This is a genomic window from Chitinophagales bacterium (genome assembly GCA_017303415.1).
Classification (GTDB): Bacteria; Bacteroidota; Bacteroidia; order Chitinophagales; family Chitinophagaceae; genus SpSt-398.
Genome location: JAFLBJ010000001.1, coordinates 2,027,107 through 2,042,037, shown reverse-complemented (window position 1 = coordinate 2,042,037; position 14,931 = coordinate 2,027,107). Strand labels below are relative to the sequence as shown.

At 46.6% G+C, this 14,931-nt stretch carries 9 protein-coding genes; 4 read left to right on the top strand and 5 right to left on the bottom strand.

What is annotated here, in order from left to right; all coding sequences use genetic code 11:
• Positions 1-32 precede the first annotated feature (32 nt).
• The gene (locus tag J0M30_08840) at positions 33-542 is read right to left on the bottom strand and encodes a hypothetical protein (GenBank protein ID MBN8667597.1); all 510 of its coding nucleotides are present in this window, start codon (positions 540-542) and stop codon (positions 33-35) included.
• A gap of 181 nt (positions 543-723) precedes the next feature.
• On the opposite strand from J0M30_08840, the gene J0M30_08835 reads away from it, so the two are divergent.
• The gene (locus J0M30_08835) at positions 724-3,129 is read left to right on the top strand and encodes a TonB-dependent receptor (GenBank protein MBN8667596.1); all 2,406 of its coding nucleotides are present in this window, start codon (positions 724-726) and stop codon (positions 3,127-3,129) included.
• Between the two features lie 241 nt (positions 3,130-3,370).
• The gene (locus tag J0M30_08830; GenBank protein ID MBN8667595.1) at positions 3,371-3,658 is read left to right on the top strand and encodes a hypothetical protein; all 288 of its coding nucleotides are present in this window, start codon (positions 3,371-3,373) and stop codon (positions 3,656-3,658) included.
• 41 nt (positions 3,659-3,699) lie between these two features.
• Here J0M30_08830 and J0M30_08825 read toward each other — a convergent pair whose 3' ends face one another.
• A complete protein-coding gene (locus J0M30_08825) occupies positions 3,700-4,530 on the bottom strand; it encodes a homoserine O-succinyltransferase (protein MBN8667594.1) in 831 nt (276 codons plus the stop codon).
• Between the two features lie 51 nt (positions 4,531-4,581).
• Between J0M30_08825 and J0M30_08820 the strand changes: the two genes are divergently transcribed.
• Together J0M30_08820 and J0M30_08815 are read left to right on the top strand one after the other, a co-directional pair.
• Positions 4,582-5,604 carry a proline iminopeptidase-family hydrolase gene (locus tag J0M30_08820; protein ID MBN8667593.1) on the top strand — a complete coding sequence of 341 codons (1,023 nt, stop codon included), beginning with the start codon at positions 4,582-4,584 and terminating at the stop codon, positions 5,602-5,604.
• Between the two features lie 52 nt (positions 5,605-5,656).
• Positions 5,657-6,853: a hypothetical protein gene (locus tag J0M30_08815; GenBank protein ID MBN8667592.1), complete on the top strand. Its 1,197-nt coding sequence runs from the start codon at positions 5,657-5,659 to the stop codon at positions 6,851-6,853.
• 66 nt (positions 6,854-6,919) lie between these two features.
• Here the strand turns inward: J0M30_08815 and J0M30_08810 are convergent, their stop codons facing one another.
• From J0M30_08810 to J0M30_08800, 3 genes are all read right to left on the bottom strand, one after another.
• The gene (locus J0M30_08810) at positions 6,920-9,172 is read right to left on the bottom strand and encodes an RNA-binding transcriptional accessory protein (protein ID MBN8667591.1); all 2,253 of its coding nucleotides are present in this window, start codon (positions 9,170-9,172) and stop codon (positions 6,920-6,922) included.
• Between the two features lie 183 nt (positions 9,173-9,355).
• Positions 9,356-10,480 (bottom strand): efflux RND transporter periplasmic adaptor subunit, encoded by a 1,125-nt coding sequence (locus J0M30_08805; protein MBN8667590.1) that lies wholly within the window; start codon positions 10,478-10,480, stop codon positions 9,356-9,358.
• A gap of 16 nt (positions 10,481-10,496) precedes the next feature.
• The gene (locus tag J0M30_08800; protein ID MBN8667589.1) at positions 10,497-14,861 is read right to left on the bottom strand and encodes a CusA/CzcA family heavy metal efflux RND transporter; all 4,365 of its coding nucleotides are present in this window, start codon (positions 14,859-14,861) and stop codon (positions 10,497-10,499) included.
• Positions 14,862-14,931 lie beyond the last annotated feature (70 nt).

Below are 14,931 nucleotides of genomic sequence, written 5' to 3'. Positions count from 1 at the left end.
CTAAAGGTAAATCACCTTTCTAATTTTTATAATTATTCCTTTTCCTGATCGAGTTTGAAGGCCAGAGAGAAATGATCATAAAAATGTCCGTCAGCATCCACATCACTGGCCGACCATTCTTTTCCCCAGGGATGGGAAGCATCGGTAGGCCACGCCGCTTCGCCAAGCGCCACAAAGGCCTCCTGGCTACTGACGATAAACCCATACTGGCTCCCTTTTTCGAGGTGAACAGGGTCTACCCGGAACTGGATCCAGGAAGAATCATCTTCCCTGTCTACCTGCCTTTCGGAGGAAGCAAGTAATGGACCCCATTCCTGGTTTTCCAGGTCAAAGCGGTAGAGTTCCAAAAGGACTCTGCCGGGGTGATGGACGAGATCGGAGAAAATTTGGATACCCCCCAGTTCTGTTTCATCAGGACAGGAGAATACCTGACCCGCTTCGCGGGTTCGGGGATCATGCTCAAAATGCCCAACCCAGGAGGTTGTGTTGTGTACCATTTGTGTAAGGATAGGGTGCGGCAGACCGGTTATTCGCTTTTCCATATGCACTGATTTTAAGGTCTTAAAAAATACAGTTTACCAGAAAGTCAATACATTTCAAACTCTTTCCCCGGCCGCTTATTGTGCAAGGTGGACAAATTAGGGGGTTACTCGTACCTACTTTAACACCACTGGCATAAAAACACCTTTTTGTCGTCAAATATTTAGATATATTGTCACGGTTATGTCTAAGCCTCTCCTACTTCTGTTATTAACCCTGGCCACAATTTTTGCCCAGGGCCAGCAACAAAGAACTGTCCTGGTTGTGGATGAGTCAGGCAAACCCTTGGCCCATGTCACGATTGAGGTCCTGCTTCCATCAGATTCCACACAGGTCACGCGACTTTTTACCGATTCACTGGGGCGTGGATTATTTTCTACCAAAACAAGCGGTGAACTTGTAATACGGGCGAGCCTGATAGGATATCAAACAAAGTCCCTGCCTTTCCCTTCCACGGGCATGGAAATCTCAATACAATTATCCAAAGAGATCGCTACGCTGAAAGAGGTGCAGGTTACCTCGCGTAAACCACCGGTAAGGATACTGGCCGATAAGACGATCGTCAATGTAGATGCAGGCATCACAAATGCCGGGGCCACCGTAATGGAGGTATTGGAAAAATCTCCGGGTATCACCATCGACCGAAATGGGAATATAAGTCTGAAGGGGAAATCGGGTGTATTGATATTGATCGATGATAAACAGGTATATGTCAGCGGGGCCGATCTGAGCAATCTTCTCTCCGGCATGAATGCTTCTCAGGTAGATGTTATTGAGATCATGGATAATCCACCGGCGCGATATGATGCAGCGGGAAATGCCGGGATCATCAATATTAAAACCAAGAAGAACAAACAGGATGGATGGAATGGCAGCCTGACCGTTTCGTATGGGCAGGGCCGGTTACCCAAGTCAAATAATAGCCTGCTGCTGAATTACAAAAAGAACAGTACCAACCTGTTCTTTAACTACACCATGAATGCAAACAGGAATTTCATGGACATGTTTGCCTTGCGCACCTATTATGCCCCGGATAATGTTACCCCTGAATCGCAACTTGACCAACCCTTTCTTACAGAGGGAGGTGGACTTACGCAGACCGTGCGAACGGGTATTGATCAACAAATTGGCAAGCATACCTCGATCGGATTGACTGTAACAACCACGAATCTCTCGCGATACAGCAGAAGCCGGAGCGATGCCTTATGGCTGGGGCCAAATGGACAGTCAGATTCAGTCATCCATACCTATGGAGAGAACACAACTGACTGGCGAAACAGTGGCATCAACCTCAATGGCCGTCACCAATTTGGCGAACGGGGAAATTTATCCATCGACCTTGATCATTTCCGTTACCGGATCATCAATGACCAATTATTCGAAAATGAGGTGAGCGGCCCGGGAGGTTATCTGGAAATGATCAATGGGCATATCCCCTCAACGATACGGATCTATACCGGGAAGCTGGATTATGAACACAAGTTTGACAAACAACTCATATTGGAAACCGGCTGGAAATCGGCGCGCATTACCACGGAGAATATTGCCCAATATGCCATGGACCTCGGCAATGGATGGGAAGAAGATCTGGGCAAATCCAATCACTTCAAGTACCGCGAAACCATTCATGCTGCCTATCTTACCCTTAAAAAAGAAGTGGGCCGCTGGAACCTCCAGAGCGGTCTTCGGTATGAGCATACCCAATACACCGGTCATCAACTGGGGAATGCCATAAACCCGGATTCTTCTTTCACCAGAAAGTATAACAGTCTCTTCCCCAGTCTTTTTCTTCAATACCAGTTGGATAGTTCCAATCAATTAAGCCTGACCATGGGCAGAAGGATCGACCGGCCTGCCTTTCAAAAATTAAACCCCTTTGTATTTGTTATCAACAAATACACCTATCAGCAAGGGAATCCCTATTTTCTGCCTCAATATGCCTGGAACTGGGAATTGGGTCATACCTACAAGGAAAAACTCAATACCAGTGTGAGTTATAGCCAGACACGCGACTATATCTCTCAGATCTTCTATTCGGATACCGCTACCGGACTGGTAAAATATACCGAAGGGAATATTGGTAAACTCCAGGTATGGGGTTTATCCATTAGCGCACAACTGGATCCGGCAAAATGGTGGTCACTAACCCTGGAGACGATTTTTAATCACAAGGTCATCGAAGGGGAATTGTGGAAACCCATCCGGGCCAGTATTTACCAGTTCCAGGTCAATATGAACAATCAATTCCGGTTAGGAAAAGGTTGGACAGCCGAATGTACAGGGTTTTATATCAGCCGAAACCAAAACGACATTCAGGAGGTACTGGAACCCACCGGACAGCTATCGCTGGGACTGGCCAAACAAATATGGAAGAATAAGGGTACGTTGAAATTGAATGCCCGTGACCTGCTTTACACCGTTCGTATGGAAGGATTGACCGACTTTGAGCAATCCACCGAATATTTTATCCTCAAAAGGGATACCCGATTGGTCAACCTTTCTCTTTCCTGGCGATTTGGAAAAAATAATAAGCCTTCCCGTCGCTCATCCAGTGGCGCAGAAGAAGAGATCAACCGGGTAGGCGGATAGGTTAGCCTAACATTTATTCATGACTTACAGACTGCCTGAAGCCTTATTTGCCTGAAGCGAAATACCCCATGGCCCGATGATACATGTGTGAAAAAATCCGAATTTGGTTACCCATATATTTTCGTAAATCTCCGCGAAAAACCTCGATCAGGCTATACCCTGATAATTTTGGCATGAGTTATCCACAAAACCGGCGTATTTGCATAGAAATTGATGGGATTGACCTTACAAACCAAAGCCGATGGATATACGATTTGTGAAGATGATACAATTTACCCGGCTGATCAATGCGGCCGGAAGGTTAAGGGAATTTAATTTCCGACAATTCAATAAAGACAACCCGGCTTCTTCAGGGTTCTCGGTGGATGTGGTGGACGACCGGGGAGAACGGATCATGTTCTCCATGGCGCGTGAAGAGAAGGGTTGGAAAATACCCGGACGGAAAATACCGGATTGGATTTTGAGTAAGGAAAAAATGTTGGCGGAAACGATTGAGGAAGTGACATCAATGGTGAGGGGTGAGACGTGAATCGTGAGGCGTGAGTGGGGTTCTTACTCACGTCTCACGATTCACGCTTCATATCTCGCCGCCTGGCTCAAAAAATTAGGTAAAATATGTGAATAGGTCCACATGATCTTGTCGGGGTCATTCAGGTGTTCGATCATGCTCTTCCATTTTTCTTCTCCATGGTTTTCGATCACGGTCTTTTTCTTGTCTTCTGTTTGAAGGTACATACTCATACCCACGGCATCTGCTTCGGGGTGAAACTGCGTACCGATCATATAGGGATTGAACCGCACGCCCATCACGGCCCTTTCATACGGCACATGTGGCCGGTTCTTTTCAATACAAAGAATTCGGGCACCCATCTTTTTTAACAAAGAGTGGTTAGGTTGGATCACCTGATAGTCCCGGCTATCTACGGAATAAAAAGGATCTTTCAGTCCATCGAAAACAGGTTCCTGGCCTTCATCATCCAGCATATGAATTGGAAAAACACCAAAGGCTGTTGATTTGCGTTTGGTCACCAGTGCCACATTGTAGTGCCTGCAAACCAATTGGAAGGAATGGCAAATAAAAAATACGAATTTCTTCTGCACATGATCCGGGTTCTCATTCCACCGTTCCAGTTCTTTTAACCAGGAAAAATAGGCCGCTTCCCAATCGGAATAGCGTGATTCGAGAGGACTGCCCGGCCCACCGCTGGAAATGTAGATATCAAAAGACATATCCGGCACTTCGTTCTTCAGCCGCACATCAAACTCCTGATATTCTGTCTCCAGGTGCTGAAATTCCCCCCATTGATTGATGATCTCGCGAAGACAACGCATACCCTGATTGGGATGTCCTTCATACAGGTCGAGAATAGCAATTCGGATCTTCCGGGCTTCTGTCAACATGGGCGCAAACATAATGATTTTTTTAAGTACATTCATTGGAAAATCATGCATATGCGCACCAAACTGCTGCCCCTTTTATTGCTCCTCCCCTTTCTGGCCTGTCAACTACCCGAAAAAGACAAGGCCATGGAAAAAGGAGGCTATTTTGATTGGGAAGAAAAAGGGATCAAGACAGCCGGGATACAGATGATACCCATTGAAACACCGGTTGGAAAATTCAAAGTTTGGACAAAACGTTTTGGCAACAACCCAAGGATCAAAGTCTTGTTGCTTCACGGCGGGCCTGCTTTTACCCATGAATACATGGAATGTTTTGAAAGCTATTTCCCCAAGGAAGGATTTGAATTTTATGAGTATGATCAATTGGGATCCTACTACAGTGATCAGCCTAAGGATAGCTCCTTGTGGATGACTGAACGATTTGTGGAAGAAGTAGAGCAGGTTCGAAAAGCCATTGGGGCTGATAAACAGAATTTCTATGTGCTGGGCAATTCCTGGGGAGGTATTCTGGCCATGGAGTATGCATTAAAATATCAGCAAAATCTGAAAGGACTGATCGTTTGCAATATGATGGCGAGTATTCCGGATTATGAAAAATATAATCTTGTTTTAAGAAAAGATATGCGGGCCTCTCTGGTGGATTCCCTGCAGGGCTACGAAGCCCGTGGTGAATTTGACAATCCCGTTTATCAGGAACTTGTATTCAGTGAGTATTATTCCAAACATATTTGCCGTCTGGCAGAATGGCCCGAACCGGTTAATCGCTCCTTTAAGCATTATAACAAGGAAATCTATGTGATGATGCAGGGGCCGAGTGAATTCAAAACAGGCGGTCGGTTGATTTCCTGGGATATCAAGGACCGGCTTAAAGATATCTCTGTCCCCACCCTGATGGTAGGAGCTAAATATGATACCATGGACCCCGAGACCATGAAAAAACAAAGTGAGATGGTGCAAAAAGGAAAATATTTATTTTGCCCTAATGGAAGCCATCTTTGCATGTGGGATGACCAGGAACATTTTTTTCCGGGGGTGATATCCTTTATCAAAGAGGTGGATAACGGAAGTTTTTAGTTCTCATGTTTACCCGATGAATGCATCGTGACAAAAAAATACAACAATCAGTATGATCCCTGCACTGCGCAAAGCCTTCAACCAATCTTTTACCCAGGAAAAATATGAGGCCTTTTTGAAAGAACTCAATGCCCTCCATCCGGGGGCAATTGAATTCCGGGTGGCAGAAACCCCGGTCTTTGTACCCAAGGAATTCACAGCAAAAATGATCGATGCCTGTGAAAGCATCGTGGATGTGATCCTTAACCCGGAATTTAAAAACATGACCGCTGCGGCGGTACCTCCTTCGCTCTCCGTTCCCTGCGAAAATGAACAGGCTCATTTCATTGCCTTTGATTTTGGGGTCTGTGTAAATGAACAAGGGGATTATGAACCGCAATTGATCGAGATGCAGGGCTTCCCAACACTCTTTGCCTATGAGGTCATATTGCCTGAAATATTTGATAAGTATTTTCCCAAGCCCCCGGGTTTCTCGGATTACCTGGGCGGATTTGAAAGGGCCAGCTATTTGAAATTATTCCGGGAGATCGTACTGGGTGATCATGCTCCCGAAAATGTGATCCTGCTGGAGATTTTTCCACATCAGCAAAAGACAAGGATCGACTTTTATTGTACACAGGATTTCTTCGGCATCCAACCGGTATGCCTGACCGAATTGATCAAAGAAGGAAATAAACTTTTCTATATGCGGGAAGGGGTTAAGACACCCATTCACCGCATCTATAACCGCCTCATCTTTGACGATCTTCAACAGCAGACACCCGAGGTCCGGGAAAAGGGGAAGATCCTTTTTGAACCCCTTGAAGTGGAATGGGCGCCTCACCCCAATTGGTTCTACCGCATCAGCAAATACACCATTCCATTTATTCATCATCCTTATATCCCACCCACTTATTTTTTACATGAGATAAAACAGGTACCGGCAGATCTGGAGAATTATGTTTTAAAACCCCTGTTCTCCTTTGCCGGCCAGGGTGTTGTGATCGATGTAACAGAAGAAGATATACAAAAGGTAAAAGAACCGGAGAACTGGATCCTGCAACGAAAAGTAAAATATGCCGAGGTCATCGAAACGCCGGATGATCCGGCCAAGGTAGAGATCCGCATTTTTTATTTTTGGAAAGAAGGTATGGACCGCCCCGTCCCTACCAATCACCTCGCCCGATTAAGCAAAGGAAAAATGATCGGTGTCAGGTATAATAAGGATAAAGAATGGGTGGGGGGGAGTTTTTGTTGGTTTGAGATGTGATTTTCGTGAGGCGTGAGACGTGAGACGTGAGATGTCTCACGATTCACGCCTCACGTCTCACGAAAATCACGACTTAAAATTCTTCTTCAACTCCATCAGCTTCGCCTGAAAATCATTCAATGGTTGAGGTTTGGAATTTTTTTCCTGTTTAAACCCAGGTTTTGGTGTTCTTTCATTGGTTTTTTCCGCATTGTCTTTCATGGAAAGCGAAACCCTTTTCCGGGCCACATCCACTTCCAGCACGGTCACCATTACTTTTTGATTCAGCTTAACCGCTTCGTTGGGATCGGCGATGAACCGGTTGCTAAGGTGAGAGATATGTACAAGCCCATCCTGTTTTACCCCGATATCGACAAAAGCGCCAAAATTGGTGATATTGGTGACAATACCCGGCACTTTCATACCCGGCTTCAGATCGTTCATGGTATTTACACCTTCGGCAAAACGAAACTCTTCAATTGGTGAGCGGGGATCCCGGCCCGGCTTCTCCAGCTCTTTAATGATATCGGAAATGGTGTATTCTCCGATTGATTCACTGACAAAATCGCGTACTTTGATTTGTTTACGCAACCCGGTATCCTTCACAAGGTCTTGTACGGTGCATTGTAACTGTTTGGCCATGGATTCCACCACATGATAACTTTCCGGGTGAACCGCTGAATTATCCAATGGGTTATCGGCTCCGGGTATGCGAAGAAAACCCGCGCATTGTTCAAAGGCCTTGGGACCAAGCATCGTCACCTTTTTTAATTCTTCCCGTGTACGAAACCCACCATGGCGGCTGCGATAGTCCACTATGTTTCGGGCCACGGTGGCACTTAAACCCGAAACATAGGTCAGCAAATGCCGGCTGGCTGTATTCAGGTCAACGCCAACATAGTTTACACAACTTTCCACCACCTGGTCGAGCGATTCTTTTAAACGGGTCTGGTTTACATCATGCTGGTACTGCCCCACCCCGATGCTTTTTGCATCGATCTTCACCAATTCACTCAGGGGATCCAGCAGGCGCCGGCCGATACTGATCGCCCCACGAACAGTGACATCCTCGTCAGGGAATTCTTCCCGGGCCACCTCACTCGCTGAATAGATAGAGGCCCCGCTTTCATTGACCATAAATACTGATACAGGGCGTCCAAAATCAATTCCCCTGACCAATTGATCAGTTTCCTTACTGGCTGTGCCGTTACCATAGCCTATGGCTTCAATATTATAGGTAGCTACCAGTTCCTTTAAAGTAAGTACCGCACCGGTATGATCATTTTGTGGGGCGTGAGGGAAAATGGTATTGTACTTTAAGAAATTTCCCTGCTCATCCAGGCAAACTACTTTGCAACCGGTCCGAAAACCGGGATCAATGGCCATTACCCGTTTACTTCCCAGTGGAGAGGCCAGCAAAAGTTGGCGAAGGTTTTCGGCAAAGACTTTAATGGCTTCTTCATCGGCCCTGGTTTTGCTCAACATTCTGAACTCCGTTTCAATCGAAGGTTTAAGCAAACGCACAAAGCTATCTTCAATGGCAAGCGCTACTTCCTGGGAAGCTGCACCTGCGCCCGTGATGAATATTCGTTTGAGTTCCTCCTGAGCAGCTTCCTTTTCAATCTGGATCGTCATGATAAGGAAGCCTTCCTTTTCACCACGACGCATGGCCAATATGCGGTGAGAGGGACATTTATCCAATGGTTCGCTGTACTCAAAATAATCCCGGTATTTCTGGGCCTCTTCTTCATCCTTCTTAGTGGTCAATACCCGGGAGTTCACAATGGCTGATTCGGTAAAGAGTTGTCTGACCTTATTCCTGGCATGTTCGTTCTCGGCCACCCACTCTGCTATGATATCCCTTGCACCCTGAAGGGCGTCTTCCTTTGTTTTTACCTCCTCATTCAAGGCAGATTGTATGGCTGCCGTGATCTCCTGTTGCTTTTGTTCGAAGATCAATTTAGCCAAAGGTTCCAACCCTTTTTCGATGGCCATGGTGGCACGGGTCTTGCGTTTGGGTTTAAAGGGCAGATAAATATCTTCAAGCTCGGTTGATTGTACACAATCTTCAATCCGTTTCCTGAGTTCGGGAGTCAATTTGCCGGCCTCTTCGATTGTCTTGATGACCGTTTCCTTGCGTTTTTCCAATTCGGAAAAATATTTCAGCCGGCCGATCACCGCGCCCACCTGGACTTCATCCATATTGCCCGTGGCTTCTTTTCTATATCGGGATATAAAAGGGATGGTCGCGCCTTCTGTATGCAGGGCGCTTACATTGGTAATTTGTTTGACCGAAAGGTTCAATTCACCAGCGATCTGTATAAGGTATTTTACTTCCATAGAGTGTGTTAGGGGCGCAAATGTAGGGAAGTTTGGTGGGAGTTGGGAGTTGGGAGGTTGGAGGTTAGATGTTGGATGTTGGACTTGCTGTGCGAGACCTCTGGTCTCGCACAGCAAACCTCCGTCATCCGTCATCTGTCATCTGTCATCCGTCATCCAACATCCAACTCCCAACAACCACCCTCACTCCTCCCCCTTATTCATCATCGCCGACAGCACGGTATATGCGCCTTTCGTTACCACTACCACGTCGGTCAGGTTTTCTTTGCTGGATGATACGGCTACTTTACCCTCCTGTTTCACGCCGGAAACAACCGGTAAAAGTTCATAGGTATTTTTACCGGTTACTTTAATCAAATACTCATTATTGGCATAGCGCACCAGGGCTTCTTCGGGAACGGCGAGCGTTTTCACATTATCCACCTGAATACGAGCGTTAAGAAACATACCCGGCAATAATTGTTTGGGTTGCGTTTCAAAATGACAATGAACCAGCGCTCCCCGGTTCTCATCCACATTCTTTGTAACCAATAGTACCTCACATTCATATTCCTTAAGCGGATCTTCCACAAAACTTACTTTTACCCGTTGCCGGGGTTGAACAAATGGAAGGTCCTTCTCAAAAACGGTGAGTGCCGCATGCATATCATCCGGATTGATCAGCTCAAACAATACATCAGCAGGATTTACATATTTCCCAATATTCACATTGACCTTTGACACAAATCCATTAATGGGTGAATAGATGGGTACGCTTCGCGAAATGGTATTTTCATTTAATTTTTCAGGATCGATATTGACCAGGCGCAACTTTTCTCCCAGGGCCCTAATGGTAACTTTCTGGGCCACAAAATCTGCCTGTACCTGTTGAAATTGCTTGGCCGTATTCACCTCATCGGCGTTCAGCTCCCGCTGGCGTTCAAAATCCAGCTCCAGGTACGTTAATTTGGCTTTGGCAACAAGATAATCCTGCTGTAATTGAACCAGTGAAGGGTCTTCGATACGGGCAATGACCTGACCCCGGTTGACATGCATCCCGGGTAAAAGGTCGGTGGTACGGAGATAACCTCCCAGCGGGAAGCTTACGGAAATCATATTTTGTGGCGGCACATCCACCACTCCATTCACCAGGATTTCCGTATGCAGGGTTTCCATGCGAATGGTATCGGTAAGCAAACCGGCGCTTTTTATCTGCGCATCGGTGAGTGTGGTCTTCTGTTCCGCAGTCTCCTGAACAGGCTGTTCGGTTTCCGTTTTAGCGCCACAGGAAAACAGGAAAACCAGTATAGTTATTTTAAAAAATTTCATATGATTCATTTTAAGATCATTTTCCGGATAGATAATTTAATTCAGCAGCCGCGTGATTATTCAATCGAAGGGCCTGCAGGTAGTTCAACTGGATCTCAATAGCATTGCGCATAAGCTGGCTCCATTCCAGATAACTGATTTCGCCCTTATCAAACGCCAGTCTGGCATTTTTAATGATCAGGTCCGATTGTTTCAAGCCAGTAGATTCAAAGTAGGCAATGTATTTCCCTTGTTTCAGATATTCCATGGTCCAGTGCTGCCGTTCCGTCCGGAGGTATTCTTCGTTATACTCCCTATTCAGACCTGCTACTTTTTCCTGCTCCCTGGCTGCCCTGATACGCGAACGGGTTGCTTTGTTAAAAAGAGGTACGGCAATATTTAGTCCGACGGTATGGAAACGTTCACCCCCACCAAAATAGGTCTGATTGATTCCGTCCCGGCTTTGAAATCCGATGATCGATTGGTTGGAATAGCCCAACCCCCATTCTGGTAATAAGCGGGACCGCTCAACCGCCACCCGTGACCCCGCCAATATCTCCTCTTGCTTTCCCAAACGTCCGAGTGGATGTTGGTCAACAGCTACTGAATCGGATAGCACCGGTGCGATCAGGCGGAGTGAACCCTGTAGCGGACGTACAGGATCTTTTACATGGAGCAACCTAGCCAATTGAACCATAAGTTTTGTCTGGTCAGATTCGATCTCCTCGCGTTGCAACTGAAAATACTGCATTTGGGCCTCTGCACTGGTTTTCTCAAGTATATTTGACTCTCCTGTTTTATACCGTAGTTCGGCCGCGCGCAAGATCCGGCTATAGGTAGAATCGATGCGGTTCAGTAAGCTGGCCCTTTCCTCCAACAAGGCCAGGTCATAGTATAAAAGGGTGATTTCGCGGTGCAGGGCGCTTTTCTGTAATTCAGTGGCTACCTGTTTAAGTCCTTCCTCGGATCGATACAAATCACGTTGGCGTTGATAGACGGCCGGTAAGGAAAAAGATTGATTGATGGAAAAACGGGTATCATTATTCAAACTGTTTATGTTGCCATATTCCATTCCGATCATCGTTTTGGCCGGATCAAATACACCACCCTGCATGGCTTTCCAATAAGCCTGTTCTTTCTCCATGGCCATGATCCGCAGGTTTTGTTTATCGGCCAGTGAATGCATTTGTTCCAGGCTCATTCGCTCTGGTACAGGTTGCTGTGCAGTTGCCGGGAAAATGAACAAAGCGAGTACAATGGTCATTTCAATATGTTTAGCCTTGCTTCTAAACCGGAGTTTCTCTACCCAACGGTATAAAACCGGCAATACTACCAGCGTGAGGAATGTGGCCGAGATCAACCCTCCGATCACTACTGTAGCCAGTGGTCTTTGTACCTCGGCGCCTACGCCATGGCTCAGGGCCATGGGCAAAAATCCCAGGGAGGCCACTGCCGCTGTCATGATCACAGGTCTTAACCGGATCTTTGTTCCTTCCATAATGATCATATTTAGGTCATGTAATCCTTGTTTCTTAAGCCGGTTGAATTCGGCGATCAATACAATCCCGTTTAACACAGCCACACCAAATAGCGCGATGAACCCGACTCCGGCTGAAATGCTAAAGGGCATTCCCCTGACCCATAATCCGATCACACCACCGATCGCAGAAAGGGGTATGGCGGAAAAGATCAAAACTCCATAACGCAGGGAACCAAAAGCGAAATAGAGCATAACGAGAATCAATAACAAAGCGGCAGGTACCGCAATAGCCAGCCGGTTGGAAGCTTCAACCAGATTTTCAAACTGTCCTCCATACTTTACGGTGTAACCTGGTTCCATCTTCAATTGTGCTCCCACCTTTTCTTCCAGTTCCTTTACTGCAGATTTCACATCCCGTCCACGAACATTGAACCCTACAATGATCCTTCTCCGGGTATTCTCCCGTTGTACCTGGTTGGGCCCTTCCTTTATCTCCACACTGGCAACCTGATAAAGAGGTATTTGAATTCCAATTGGGGAGGCAATGAGGAGTTGTTCTACATCATGGAGATCCTGCCGGGAGCTTTCATCTAACCGTACCACCAGATCAAACCTTTTTTCCTGTTCGAAGACCAATCCGGCGCTTTCTCCTGCAAAGGCGGTCCGTACCGCGCGGTTCACATCCGCCACATTTAACTGATAATGCGCCAGGGCTTCGCGGCGATAATTGATCACCACCTGCGGAAGGCCGGTTACCGTTTCAATATAAATATCCTTGGCTCCATCTACTTTATGCACGAGTGCACCCAATTCCTGCGCATAAGCTGCCAGGCTATCCAGGTCATCACCAAAGATCTTACATACAACATCCTGTCTGGCACCTGATATCAGTTCATTAAAACGCATTTGAACCGGGAACTGAAAGCCGGAGGTCATTCCGGGTATCACCTGTAATGCTTCACTCATTTTATTGGCCAGTTCATCTGAACTGGAGGCGGTGGTCCATTCTTCTTTTGGCTTCAGGGAAATGATTATATCTGTCATCTCCACCGGCATGGGATCGGTAGGTATCTCACTGGCCCCAATGCGGGTAACGATCTTCTCTACTTCCGGAAATTGTTGCAGGATGGCTGCTGCCCGGGTTGAATTCCGGATCGTTTCACTCAGGGAACTACCGGTAAGTAAACGGGCATCCACGGCAAAATCTCCTTCCTCCAGTTCCGGAATGAATTCTCCACCCAACCGCGACATGATAAAAAGGCTCAATCCAAACACCAATACGATTGTGAGGACCAATGTCTTTGGAAAACGCAACGCAAGATTCAACACGGGTCTGTACAATCCATGAATCCACTTCATCAGTTTATCTGACCAGTTTTCTTTGTGGCTTATTTTTTTGGAAAGAAATACCGAACTGATCATGGGCACATAGGTCAGTGATAAGAGAAATGCTCCGATCAGGGCAAAAGAAACCGTCAGCGCCATGGGTTTAAACATTTTTCCTTCGATGCCTACGAGTGAAAGGATCGGCAGGTAAACGATGAGGATCACGATCTGTCCAAATACGGCTGAATTCATCATTTTTCCGGCAGAAGCCTGTACCTCATTGTCCATTTCACCCTGGGTTATATGGATCACTTTATTGAGGTGTTTGCTGTGTGACAACCGGTGTATGACGGCCTCAACAATGATCACGGCCCCATCTACAATAAGGCCAAAATCGAGCGCACCAAGGCTCATCAGGTTTCCTGAAACGCCAAACAGGTTCATCATGATCACAGCGAAAAGCATGGCAAGCGGGATCACGGAAGCGACAATCAGCCCGGCCCGGAGATTTCCTAAAAAGAGAACGAGAATGAAGATGACGATCAAGGCCCCTTCCAGTAAATTCTTTTCCACCGTACCCATGGCCTTTGAAACCATTTTTGTCCGGTCATAAAAAGGTTCAAGAATTACTCCTTCGGGTAATGTTTGTTGAATGGCCGCAATACGCTCTTTCACATCCTTGATCACGGCAGATGCATTGGCGCCTTTTAACATCAGGACCACGCCTCCGGCCACTTCTCCCTTATCCTGATAGGTCATGGCCCCGTATCGCACAGCATGACCAATGCGAACTTCCGCTACATCACGAAGAAAGACAGGAAGTCCGCTGGTATGGTGCCGTACCACGATCTTCTTCAGATCTTCCGGATCCTTTACCAGTCCTTCAGTCCGAATGAATAAAGAGCCTTGTCCTTTTTCAATATAGGCACCGCCTGAGTTCTCATTATTTTTTTCCAGCGCTGTAAACAGATCATCGAGCGTTACGCCCATGCTTTTTAGCTTAGCTGGAATAATGGCCACTTCATACTGTTTGAGGTAACCTCCAAAACTACTCACATCGGCCACACCAGGTGTACCAAGCAACTGCTTGCGTACGATCCAATCCTGAATGGTACGTAATTCGGTGAGGTCGTATTTGCTTTCAAAACCTGGTGCCGGGCGAAGAATATACTGATATACTTCTCCAAGCCCGGTGGTTACAGGCGCCAGTTCCGGGCGACCGGCAGAAGCGGGTATCTGATCACGTACCTGGTTGATGCGTTCCGATACTTGCTGGCGGGCCCAATAGAGATCGGTCTTATCATTAAAAACTATGGTCACAACAGACAGACCAAAACGGGAGATCGATCGGATCTCATCAATACCGGGAATATTTGCATTGACTTGTTCTATGGGAAAGGTGACCAACCTTTCCACTTCGGGTGCAGCCAGGCTGGGCGATACAGTGATCACCTGCACCTGGTTACTCGTTATATCCGGAAGCGCATCAATAGGAAGCCGCATCACATTGAGCGTACCCCAAATGATCAGACCAATGGTGCACAAACCAATGATCAGCTTATTCCGGACAGAAAATTGAATGAGCTTGTTGAGCATGTCTTTTCTTGTACGGTAAATAAAATGGTGTATAGCCCTTCAATGGAAAAGCTAAAGTAATAAAGACGAG

Bases quoted from the DNA above. Each gene is read 5' to 3' on its own strand.
- J0M30_08840 (MBN8667597.1), bottom strand. From the start codon at position 542: ATGGAAAAGCGAATAACCGGTCTGCCGCACCCTATCCTTACACAAATG.
- J0M30_08835 (MBN8667596.1), top strand. From the start codon at position 724: ATGTCTAAGCCTCTCCTACTTCTGTTATTAACCCTGGCCACAATTTTT.
- J0M30_08830 (MBN8667595.1), top strand. From the start codon at position 3,371: ATGGATATACGATTTGTGAAGATGATACAATTTACCCGGCTGATCAAT.
- J0M30_08825 (MBN8667594.1), bottom strand. From the start codon at position 4,530: ATGTTGACAGAAGCCCGGAAGATCCGAATTGCTATTCTCGACCTGTAT.
- J0M30_08820 (MBN8667593.1), top strand. From the start codon at position 4,582: ATGCGCACCAAACTGCTGCCCCTTTTATTGCTCCTCCCCTTTCTGGCC.
- J0M30_08815 (MBN8667592.1), top strand. From the start codon at position 5,657: ATGATCCCTGCACTGCGCAAAGCCTTCAACCAATCTTTTACCCAGGAA.
- J0M30_08810 (MBN8667591.1), bottom strand. From the start codon at position 9,172: ATGGAAGTAAAATACCTTATACAGATCGCTGGTGAATTGAACCTTTCG.
- J0M30_08805 (MBN8667590.1), bottom strand. From the start codon at position 10,480: ATGAAATTTTTTAAAATAACTATACTGGTTTTCCTGTTTTCCTGTGGC.
- J0M30_08800 (MBN8667589.1), bottom strand. From the start codon at position 14,861: ATGCTCAACAAGCTCATTCAATTTTCTGTCCGGAATAAGCTGATCATT.